Origin of the sequence: Streptomyces sp. E2N166, assembly GCF_003671715.1 — a bacterium.
Classification (GTDB): Bacteria; Actinomycetota; Actinomycetes; order Streptomycetales; family Streptomycetaceae; genus Streptomyces; species Streptomyces thinghirensis.
The window spans coordinates 54,952-65,234 of the sequence record NZ_RAIF01000018.1; the positions used below are offsets into that span (position 1 = coordinate 54,952).

Below are 10,283 nucleotides of genomic sequence, written 5' to 3' on the forward strand. Positions count from 1 at the left end.
GCGCGGGGCAGAGGGCGACGGGGCGACGGACGCTTGCGGCAGCGCGGGGCAGAGGGCGACGGGGCGGCGGGCGCTTCAAGCCGCACAGGGGCGACGGGCGGCGGGCGCTTCGAGCCGCACAGGGCGGCGGACACGCTTGCGGCAGCGCGGGTGCAGGGCGACGCAGGAACGCAAGACTGCGCGGCACGCTCGGCACAGGTCAGACGCGGAAGCTTGAGGGCTCACAGGGCAGCGGACCCGCACTCGCAGGGGCGCGGGGGACGCAGTCCCCGCCGGGGTCTGGGGCGGATCCCCAGGGACGTCGGCCTCCTGGCCGACCGACTCGGGCGGGCGGGAAAAGGCCGGGAAGAGCGCCGCAGGCCACCGCAGGCCACCGCGCCGCCAGAGGCCTACGCCGGCGCCGCCAGCTCGGCCCACACCCGCTTGCCCGCGACCCCCGGCGTACGCACCACGCCCCAGTCCAGGCACAACCGCTGCACGATGAACATGCCGTGGCCACCAGGACGCCCCGCCCGGTGCGGGGTCCGCGGCGTCGGCTGACCCGTACCCCGGTCGGAGACCTCCAGCCGGATCACCTTCTTCTCACAGGTGATCCACAGCTCGTCCGGCCCCTCGGCATGCAGACACGCGTTGGTGACCAGCTCGGACACCACGAGGAGCACGTCCTCGGCGGCGGCCCGGTGGTCCGCGGTGGCGGAGGGCAGCCAGCCCCAGGCGTACAGCGCCTGGCGGGTGAAGTCACGAGCGAGGGGGACCACCCCGCTCTGGTCGTCGAAGCTCAGCCTGCGCCCCTGCCGCCCACCGCCCCCCGCAGGCGCGCTCCCTTCCCCGACGGGAGAAGGAGACGGAGGCGAGGAAGAAGAGGACGGGGCCGAGGCCGCGGACGGGGACGACGGCACGGACGTCCCGATCACGGCGGCCTGCCCCGCGGACACGCCCCCCTCGGACTCCCCGGTCCCGGGCACGCCCCCCTCGGACGCCCCGGAAGCGCCGCTGGGCTCCGGACCGCGGTCGCCCGGCGAGTAGGGCCGGGTGGTGCTCATCAGCGCTTCACCTCACCGATTCACCAGTTCACGTTTCAAAGTCGTACGTCGTACACAGACAGCTCAGGGTGTCTCCTGCCCGACCGGCTCGTCCGAACACCCCTGTATTCGGCACGAAACACAGGACGGGGCGAAAACGCCTGCCCCAGGCAGCGCACGAGACCCGCCGCCGGCCGGACAAGGGCCGGTTCAGTCGGACTCGTCGGCCAGGGCGGCCTCAAGGGTGTCATGGAGGGTGAAGACCGCTTCGGCCCCCGTGATCTCGAACACGCGAGCCACGACGGGCTGCATGGCCACCAGATGCACACCGCCCCCCGCGGCCTCCGCCTTCAACCGCGCGCCGAGCAGGACGTTGAGTCCCGTGGAGTCGCAGAACTCCAGGCGCGAGCAGTCGACGACGAGCCGGTTGAATCCCTTGGCGAGACAGTCCTCCAGTGGCTCGCGCAACAGTTCGGCGGTGTGGTGATCCAACTCACCCGCCGGTGTCACGACGGCACTGGGGCCCTCTTCCCGTACTTCGACCAGAAGCCGGCCCGACTGGGCACTGCCGACCGTCCCGCGGTCCATGCCGTTTCTCTCTCCCGAGGTCGTGACTGCTTACTGACGCCCTCGAACACTACGCCTTCCCACCGCACTCCGACACCCGAACAACCGCACACAAACGGACATATCAACACAGAACACACTTGCGGTGGGCTCGGTAAACCCGGTAGGGCTAGATAGGACACGTAAACCGACACGGCCGGCTTTGGAGGCGCCGCACACCGCAGTGCACGTATTTGGCTTCGGCAGCCGTATGCCGAGAACGATGGAGGACATCATGTCACCCCGGCTCGACGGATCGCGTACCCAAGAAGCGACGTCGACACTCCCTCCGGAACATCTGGATCCCATCGAGCATCATGACGCGGTCGTCGACCACGACGGCGCACTCGCCGGGCTTCCGGACATCCCCGCTTACGACGAGGTCGCTCCGGCGGACGCCCGGGCCCTGTCCAAGACCCTCTTCGAGCGGCTGGAGTCGCTGGAGGAAGGCACCCACGAGCACGCGTACGTGCGCAACACGCTCGTCGAGCTCAACCTCGCGCTGGTCAAGTTCGCCGCCTCCCGCTTCCGCTCCCGCAGCGAGCCGATGGAGGACATCGTCCAGGTCGGCACGATCGGGCTGATCAAGGCGATCGACCGCTTCGAGATGTCACGCGGTGTGGAGTTCCCCACTTTCGCGATGCCGACCATCATCGGCGAGATCAAGCGCTTCTTCCGCGACACCTCGTGGTCCGTGCGCGTCCCGCGCCGCCTCCAGGAGCTGCGGCTCGACCTGGCCAAGGCCGGCGACGAGCTGGCCCAGCGCCTCGACCGCGCCCCCACGGTGAGCGAGCTGGCCGAGCACCTCGGCCTGTCCAAGGACGAGGTCGTCGAGGGCATGGCGGCCTCCAACGCCTACACCGCCTCCTCGCTGGACGCCCAGCCGGAGGAGGACGACGCGGAGGGCGCGCTGGCCGACCGCATCGGCTACGAGGACCACGGGCTCGAGGGCATCGAGTACGTCGAGTCGCTGAAGCCGCTGATCGCCGAACTCCCGTCCCGGGACCGCAAGATCCTCTCGCTCCGCTTCGTCGCGGGCATGACCCAGTCGGAGATCGGCGAGGAGCTCGGCATCTCCCAGATGCACGTCTCGCGCCTGCTCTCGCGCACACTCGTACGGCTGCGCAAGGGGCTCACGGTCGAGGAGTAGTCCTCACCGGGTGACGCTTGCCCTCCAGGGGGGTGGTCCGAAATCGGGCCGCCCCCCTTCGGGTTGCGCGCGCCGCCTGCGGTACGGACCATCGCGCGCGTCCGGAGCCGCCACCGAAACAGCCGCCGGTTACCCACGGAAACCTCTTTCCTCGGGAGCCCCGTTCCACCACTATGAGGCACCCCGCAGACTGGCCGGTACGTCAGGACCGGCACCGTGGAGTCGCGGGGTACGAGGAGGCGGACGGATGGCTCGGGGCGACGGGACCGACGGTGGCGCCCAGACCGGGGACCACAGGTACTCCGCCGCGTCCGACGCGCGGCTGACCGAACTGCTGCGCGCCGACACCCCCACCGCCTATCCGGCGCTCCAGGAACTCCGCGCACGGCACCAGCCTTCGGTACTCGCCTACGCCCGCCTGTGCACGGCCGGCGAGACCACGGCACGGCAACTGGCCGCGCGTACCTTCGCGCGGGCGGCCCGTCGGGCCGCCCGCGGCACCGACGCCGGAGGGCCGTGGCGGCATCAACTCCTGCTCCTGGCCGGTGAGACCGCTGCCGAGTGGGCGGCCGACGAACGCTCCGCCGGACTCGACGCCGGTCTGCTCCTCGTGGTGAACACGGCGGGCACGGGCTGCCCGGTCCCGCCCATGCTCGCGGCCTTCCGCTCCCTGCCGCCCCGCTCCCAGGGCATGATCTGGTACGGCGTGGTGGACCGGGAGCCCGCCGACCGGACGGCCGCGCTGCTCGGCCTCGGCCGCCAGGACGTCACGTACGGCACACAGCCCGCGCTCCAGGCACTGGCGCGGGCCTGTCTGCGGTCTCGGCTGGCCGCCTCCGAGGACCCGCGCTGTGTGGACTTCCGGCGCCTCATCGAGGAGTCGGTACGGCCCGACACCCCGCGGAACAGCGCCGATCTGCACACCCACATGGCGCACTGCCCGCACTGCACGGCGGCGTACGAGGAGCTGTGCACCCTGCGGGACACCCCGCGCACGGCCCTGGCCGAGGGGCTGCTGCCGTGGGCGGGCACGGCGTACGCGGCGCGGGGGACAAACGAGCCGGACGGCGCCCCCTCGCTCGCGATGCCCGGGAGCTGGCCGCCGTCGCGCCGCTTCGCGCTGGCCTCGGCAGCCCTGGGCGTGGCCCTGGTGCCGCTGCTCTTCCTGGTGCTGTCGCCGGACGACACGCCGTCCCGGCCGGCGGCGAACGCGTCGACACGTCCCCCCGCCGGACCACCGCCGGTGACGGTGACGGCGACCGTCCCGGCGACGCCGTCCTCCCCAACGCCGTCGCCGTCCCCCTCCGCGTCGTCGAAGTCACCCTCGCCGAAGCCGAGTCCGGCGCCCTCGCGCACCGCACGGCCGTCGCCGACGCCGTCCACGCCGTCGTACCGGGCGCCGGGCGGCACGTACTCCCAGGTGGTGAACGTCGCGTCGGGCCGGTGCCTGGACATCGACGGCGGCCTGGAGAAGGGCACGGACGTCGTCACGGCGCCCTGCACCTCGTCCCACACCCAGCTGTGGCGGGTCGACGCCGGGCGCGGGGTGGTCCAGTCGTACGCCGACGAGGACTACTGCCTGGACAGCCGCGGCTCCGTGGACAAGGGCGTCGGCATCTGGGAGTGCGACTCGGTCGACGGACGCAACGGTCAGAACCTCCGCTTCTCGGTGGACGCGCACGGTGTGATCCGCCCCGGCGTCGCCCCGGACCGCGCGGTCACCCCGGGCGGGGGCGACGCGGTGGTCCTCGTGGGGGCTGGGCCGGGGCGGACGGACCAACGGTGGCGCGCCGGGGCGGCCTCCTGAGCGGTTCGGGCGGGCAACCGGGCGCGGACCCGGGCGGGGAGCCGGGCGCGAATCCGAGCAGGCGTCCGGGCCGTGCTCAGACGACGCGCGCCCCGCGCCGCCACACCCCGCTGACCAGCGGGACGCCGGGCCGGTAGGCCAGGTGCACGTGGCTCGGGGCGTCGAGGAGCATCAGGTCGGCGTAGGCGCCCGGGGTGAGGCGGCCGACGTCGTCGCGGCGCAGGGCGGCCGCGCCGCCGGCGGTGGCCGACCAGACCGCCTCGTCGGGGGTCATCCCCATGTCCCGTACGGCGAGGGCGACGCAGAACGGCACGGAGGATGTGAAGGACGAACCGGGGTTGCAGTCGGTGGACAGCGCGACCGTGGCACCGGCGTCGATGAGGCGCCGGGCGTCCGGCCACTCGGCACGGGTGGAGAACTCGGCACCGGGGAGCAGGGTGGCGACCGTGCCGCTGTTCGCGAGGGCGTCCACGTCGGCGTCGGTGAGGTGGGTGCAGTGGTCGGCGCTGGCGGCGTCGAGTTCGACCGCGAGCCGGACGCCGGGGCCGTAGGAGAGCTGGTTGGCGTGGATGCGCGGGTGCAGGCCCTTGGCCTTGCCGGCGGTGAGGATGGCCCGGGCCTGGTCGCCGTCGAAGGCGCCCTTCTCGCAGAACACGTCGATCCACCGGGCGTGCGGGGCGCAGGCGTCGAGCATCTCGCCGGTGACGAGGGCGACGTAGGCGGCCGGGTCGTCGGCGAGTTCGGGGGCGACGATGTGGGCGCCGAGGAAGGTGACCTCGTCGGTGTGGCGGGCGGCGACGCGCAGGGCGCGGGACTCGTCGGCGGTGGTCAGGCCGTACCCGGACTTGGTCTCGAAGGTGGTGGTGCCCTGGCGCAGGGCCTCTTCGAGGTAACGGGTGAGGCCCGCCTCCAGTTCCGCGTCGCTCGCGGCGCGGGTCGCGGCGACGGTGGTGCGGATGCCGCCGGCGCTGTAGGGGCGGCCGGACATGCGGGCGTTGAACTCCTCGGTGCGGTCACCGCCGAAGAGGAGGTGGGAGTGGGAGTCGACGAAGCCGGGGAGGGCCGCCCGGCCGCCGGCGTCGACCCGATTGTCAGTGGCGGGTGCTTTGCTTGATTCACCGGTCCACGCGACGCGGTCGCCGTCGATGACGACGGCCGCGTCCCGGACCAGTCCCAGGGGGGAGTTGTCACCGAGGGAGGGGTCGTTGGTGACGAGTGCGGCGATGTTGGTGATGACGGTGCTGCTGCTCATGATCTCCGTGACGTCCTCGTGGGGGCGGGAGCGGGCGTTCGTTACCGGGCGCGCAGGGCTTCCACGGCCCGCGCGAGGGACTCGGGCACATCGGGTACGAGGGAGTGCGCCCCGTCGCGTACGACGTGCCGTCCGCCCACGATCGTGTGCCGCACATCCGCTGCCGTCGCGGCGAATACCGCCGTCTCGGCGCCGAGCCTGGGCAGCGGCCCCGCCGTTCTGACCGAGTCGAGGGCGACCGTGGTGAGATCGGCGCGGGCGCCTGCCTCGATGGTCCCGGTGTCGTCCCAGCCGAGGGCGGCGTGGCCGTCGGCGGTGGCGGCGCGCAGCAGGGCGGCGGCGGTCCAGTGGCCGCGGGTGCGGGTGCGCAGGCGCTCGTTCAGCTCCATGGCGCGCGCCTCTTCGAGCAGGTCGACGACGGCGTGGCTGTCGGAGCCGAGGGAGAGCGGGGAGCCGGCCCGCTGGAGGGCGGCTGCGGGGCCGATGCCGTCGGCGAGGTCGCGTTCCGTGGTGGGGCACATGCAGGTGCCGGTGCGGCTGCCGCCGAGCAGGGCGATGTCCTCGTCGGTGAGGTGGGTGTTGTGGACGCCGGTGGTGCGGGGTCCGAGCACGCCGTGGTCGGCGAGGAGCCGGGTGGGGGTGCGGCCGTGGGCGTCGCGGCAGGCGTCGTTCTCGGCGGTCTGCTCGGACAGGTGCACATGCAGCGGGGCCCGCCGCTCCTCGGCCCAGCGCGCCACGGTCGCCAACTGGCCGGCGGGCACGGCCCGTACGGAGTGGATCGCCGCCCCGATCCGTGCGTGATCCCGTTCCTTGAGAACTGAACAGCGTTCCGCCCAGGCGTCCGCCGTCCCGTCGGAGAAGCGGCGCTGGTGGGTGTTCGGGGGCTGCCCGAAGCCGGCGGACAGGTAGCAGGTGTCGAGGAGGGTGATGCGGATGCCGGCTTCGGCGGCGGCCTCGATCAGGGCCTCGCCCATGGCGTTGGGGTCGGCGTAGGGGGTGCCGCCGGGGGCGTGGTGGACGTAGTGGAACTCGCCGACGGTGGTGATGCCGGCGAGCGCCATCTCGGCGTACACCGCGCGGGCGAGGTCGTGGTAGGTCTCCGGGGTCAGCCGGTCGGCGACGGAGTACATGACCTCGCGCCAGGTCCAGAAGGTGCCGGAGCCGACCTGGACGGTGCCGCGCAGGGCGCGGTGGAAGGCGTGCGAGTGGGCGTTGGCCAGGCCCGGGAGGGTCAGTCCGCGCAGGGGCTCCGCACCCGGGGGCGGGGCGGGCACGTCCGTGCGGACGGCCGTGACGCGGCCGTCGCCCACGTCCACGGCGACGCCCGGCTCGACGTGGGAGCCGAGCCAGGCGTGCTCCAGCCAGTACGTCCGCTTGGTGGGGGTCACGTGCGGGCCAGCCCTTCCAGTACGTCGGCGAGTGCGCTCACCCCGGCCACGCAGTCGTCCTCGGCGGCGTACTCGGCCGGGGAGTGCGAGACGCCGGTGGGGTTGCGTACGAACAGCATGGCGGTCGGGACGCGTCCGGAGAGGATTCCGGCGTCGTGTCCGGCACCGGTGCCGAGGACGGGCACCCTGAGATCCGTTCCCGTGTCGCCGCCGAGGATGCGGGCGAGTTCGTCGCGCAGGGCGTGGTCGAACTCGACGACGGGGGTGAAGGACTCGCGTACGACGTCGAGGTCGGCGCCGTGGGCGGCGGCGTACTCACGAGCGGCCTTCTCCACCCCGCCGACCACGGTGTCCAGGCTTTCCTGGTCGGCGGCGCGGGAGTCGAGCCAGCCGCGTACGAGGGACGGGATGGCGTTGACGCCGTTGGGCTCCACGGCGATCTTGCCGAAGGTGGCGACGGCACCGGCGAGTTCCGCCTCGCGGCGGGCGGCGAGCACGGTCTCGGCGTAGGACAGCATGGGGTCGCGCCGGTCGGCGAGGCGGGTGGTGCCGGCGTGGTTGGCCTCGCCCCGGAAGTCGAACCGCCAGCGTCCGTGCGGCCAGATGGCGGACGCGATGCCGATCCGGTCGCCGGACAGGTCGAGGGCGCGGCCCTGTTCGACGTGGAGTTCGACGAAGGCGCCGATGCGGGCCAGCCGCTCGGGGTCGGGGCCGATGGTCTCCGGGTCGTGGCCGGCGGCCTCCATGGCCTGCGGAAGTGTGATGCCGTCGCCGTCGGTGAGGCGGTGGGCCTGCTCGACGGTGAGCGCGCCGGTGGTGAGGCGGGAGCCGACGCAGGCGAGGCCGAAGCGGGCGCCCTCCTCGTCGCCGAAGTTGACGATGCCCAGCGGCCTGGTGAGCCGCGCTCCCCTGCCGCGCAGTTCGTCCAGGGCCGCGAAGGCGGACACGACCCCGAGGGGCCCGTCGAAGGCGCCGCCGTCGGGTACGGAGTCGAGGTGGGAGCCGGTGACGACGGCGTCCCCGGCGGCGGGGTCACCGAGCCAGGCCCACTGGTTGCCGTTGCGGTCGGTCTCGTAGGTCAGCCCGCGTGCCTCGGCCTGCTCCCGGAACCAGGTCCGGCAGTCGGTGTCGGCGGGGGTCCATGCGTAGCGGCGGTAGCCGCCGGAGGCGGAGCTGCGGCCGACCGGCAGCAGCTCCGCCCACATGCTGTGGAAGCTCACGCGTCGTCACCCTCGCGGGTCTCGGCACCCTCGCGCATGGGCACCCGCACGTCCCGCTCCCCCGCGACCGACTCGGCGATGTCGTACCCGGCGTCGACGTGCCGGATGACGCCCATACCGGGGTCGTTGGTGAGGACCCGGCGGATCTTCTCGCCGGCCAGCGCGGTGCCGTCGGCGACCGTGACCTGCCCGGCGTGGATGGAGCGGCCCATGCCGACGCCGCCGCCGTGGTGGAGGGAGACCCAGGATGCGCCGGAGGCCACGTTGACCATGGCGTTGAGCAGCGGCCAGTCGGCGATGGCGTCCGAGCCGTCGAGCATGGCCTCGGTCTCGCGGTACGGGGAGGCGACGGAGCCGCAGTCGAGGTGGTCGCGGCCGATGACGACCGGGGCGGAGAGTTCACCGCTCGCGACCATGTCGTTGAACCGCTCACCGGCCTTGTCGCGCTCGCCGTAGCCGAGCCAGCAGATCCGGGCGGGCAGGCCCTGGAAGCGGACCCGCTCCCCCGCCATCTTGATCCAGCGGGCGAGGGACTCGTTCTCGGGGAAGAGGTCGAGGACCGCCTTGTCGGTCCTGGCGATGTCGGCGGGGTCGCCGGAGAGGGCGGCCCAGCGGAAGGGGCCCTTGCCCTCGCAGAAGAGGGGGCGGATGTAGGCGGGGACGAAGCCGGGGAAGTCGAAGGCCCGGTCGTATCCGGCGAGTTGCGCCTCGCCACGGATGGAGTTGCCGTAGTCGAAGACCTCGGCGCCGGCGTCCTGGAAGCCGACCATGGCCTCGACGTGCCGGGCCATGGACTCGCGGGCGCGGGTGGTGAAGCCGGCCGGGTCCTTGGCGGCGGCGTCGGCCATGTCCTCGAAGGCGATCCCGGTGGGCAGGTAGGCCAGGGGGTCGTGGGCCGAGGTCTGGTCGGTGACGATGTCGATCGGGGCGCCCATGGCGAGCAGCTGCGGGACCAGCTCGGCGGCGTTGCCGAGGACGCCGATGGACAGCGGCTTGCGCCGGTCCCGGGCCTCGGTGGCGAGCTGGAGGGCGTGGTCGGGGGAGTCGGCCTTCACGTCGAGGTAGCGGTGCTCGATGCGGCGGTCGATGGCGCGCGGGTCGCAGTCGACGCAGATCGCGACGCCGTCGTTCATCGTCACGGCGAGGGGCTGGGCGCCGCCCATGCCGCCGAGGCCGGCGGTGAGGGTGATGGTCCCGGCGAGGGTGCCTCCGAACTTCTTGGCGGCGACGGCGGCGAAGGTCTCGTAAGTGCCCTGGAGGATGCCCTGGGTGCCGATGTAGATCCAGGAGCCGGCCGTCATCTGCCCGTACATGGTGAGGCCGAGGGCCTCCAGGCGGCGGAACTCCTCCCAGTTCGCCCAGTCGCCGACCAGGTTGGAGTTGGCGATGAGGACGCGCGGGGCCCACTCGTGGGTCTGCATGACACCGACCGGGCGGCCCGACTGGACGAGCATCGTCTCGTCCTGCTTGAGGGTCCGCAGCGTACGGACCATGGCATCGAAGGACCGCCAGTCGCGTGCCGCCTTGCCCGTCCCGCCGTAGACGACGAGCTTGTCGGGATGCTCGGCGACCTCGGGGTCCAGATTGTTCTGCAGCATCCGCAGGGCGGCCTCCTGCTGCCAGCCCAGGGCACTCGGCGTCGTACCGCGTGGCGCTCGGACAGGGCGGGGTCCGGACATGGTCTGCCTCCTGGTGGCTTGCTCCCGGCGGATTGTTACTGCGGATATTCATATCCTCACCTCGTGAATAGAACTAGTCAATACATCCGTGTCCCGGCACGAACGCGTCGTGGGTGTTTGGCTGGATACGTGGGGCAGGCGGCGGGACGGGCAACGAGC

Annotated in this window: 8 protein-coding genes; 2 read left to right on the plus strand and 6 right to left on the minus strand. The window is 72.8% G+C overall.

Annotated elements, in window-relative coordinates; all coding sequences use genetic code 11:
• Positions 1 to 389: 389 nt before the first annotated feature.
• On the minus strand, positions 390 to 1,043 hold the full coding sequence (locus EBH09_RS14500; protein ID WP_121747438.1) for an ATP-binding protein: 654 nt from the start codon (positions 1,041 to 1,043) through the stop codon (positions 390 to 392).
• Positions 1,044 to 1,232: 189 nt separating this feature from the next.
• Complete coding sequence (locus EBH09_RS14505) at positions 1,233 to 1,610, minus strand: STAS domain-containing protein (RefSeq protein ID WP_121747439.1); 378 nt, start codon at positions 1,608 to 1,610, stop codon at positions 1,233 to 1,235.
• A gap of 253 nt (positions 1,611 to 1,863) precedes the next feature.
• Here EBH09_RS14505 and EBH09_RS14510 point away from each other — a divergent pair, with 253 nt between their 5' ends.
• Positions 1,864 to 2,778 (plus strand): RNA polymerase sigma factor SigF, encoded by a 915-nt coding sequence (locus EBH09_RS14510; protein ID WP_121747803.1) that lies wholly within the window; start codon positions 1,864 to 1,866, stop codon positions 2,776 to 2,778.
• A gap of 247 nt (positions 2,779 to 3,025) precedes the next feature.
• A complete protein-coding gene (locus EBH09_RS14515; RefSeq protein WP_121747440.1) occupies positions 3,026 to 4,585 on the plus strand; it encodes an RICIN domain-containing protein in 1,560 nt (519 codons plus the stop codon).
• Positions 4,586 to 4,661: 76 nt separating this feature from the next.
• On the opposite strand, the gene hutI is transcribed toward EBH09_RS14515, so the two are convergent.
• Genes hutI through hutU form a run of 4 tightly spaced genes read right to left on the minus strand, consistent with a single transcriptional unit; the run spans position 4,662 to position 10,124 of the window.
• Positions 4,662 to 5,837 (minus strand): imidazolonepropionase, encoded by a 1,176-nt coding sequence (gene hutI, locus EBH09_RS14520; protein ID WP_121747441.1) that lies wholly within the window; start codon positions 5,835 to 5,837, stop codon positions 4,662 to 4,664.
• Positions 5,838 to 5,878: 41 nt separating this feature from the next.
• Positions 5,879 to 7,225: a formimidoylglutamate deiminase gene (locus EBH09_RS14525; RefSeq protein ID WP_121747442.1), complete on the minus strand. Its 1,347-nt coding sequence runs from the start codon at positions 7,223 to 7,225 to the stop codon at positions 5,879 to 5,881.
• The gene (locus EBH09_RS14530; RefSeq protein ID WP_121747443.1) at positions 7,222 to 8,445 is read right to left on the minus strand and encodes an allantoate amidohydrolase; all 1,224 of its coding nucleotides are present in this window, start codon (positions 8,443 to 8,445) and stop codon (positions 7,222 to 7,224) included. Before EBH09_RS14530 ends, EBH09_RS14525 begins: the two co-directional genes overlap by 4 nt.
• Positions 8,442 to 10,124 carry a urocanate hydratase gene (hutU, locus tag EBH09_RS14535; protein ID WP_121747444.1) on the minus strand — a complete coding sequence of 561 codons (1,683 nt, stop codon included), beginning with the start codon at positions 10,122 to 10,124 and terminating at the stop codon, positions 8,442 to 8,444. The genes EBH09_RS14530 and hutU overlap by 4 nt, the downstream gene beginning before the upstream one ends.
• Between the last annotated feature and the right edge of the window lie 159 nt (positions 10,125 to 10,283).

What these genes read in the sequence shown, in the direction of transcription:
- EBH09_RS14505 (WP_121747439.1), bottom strand. Translation starts at nt 1,610, where the DNA reads ATGGACCGCGGGACGGTCGGCAGTGCCCAGTCGGGCCGGCTTCTGGTC.
- EBH09_RS14515 (WP_121747440.1), top strand. Translation starts at nt 3,026, where the DNA reads ATGGCTCGGGGCGACGGGACCGACGGTGGCGCCCAGACCGGGGACCAC.
- EBH09_RS14500 (WP_121747438.1), bottom strand. Translation starts at nt 1,043, where the DNA reads ATGAGCACCACCCGGCCCTACTCGCCGGGCGACCGCGGTCCGGAGCCC.
- hutI (WP_121747441.1), bottom strand. Translation starts at nt 5,837, where the DNA reads ATGAGCAGCAGCACCGTCATCACCAACATCGCCGCACTCGTCACCAAC.
- EBH09_RS14510 (WP_121747803.1), top strand. Translation starts at nt 1,864, where the DNA reads ATGTCACCCCGGCTCGACGGATCGCGTACCCAAGAAGCGACGTCGACA.
- hutU (WP_121747444.1), bottom strand. Translation starts at nt 10,124, where the DNA reads ATGTCCGGACCCCGCCCTGTCCGAGCGCCACGCGGTACGACGCCGAGT.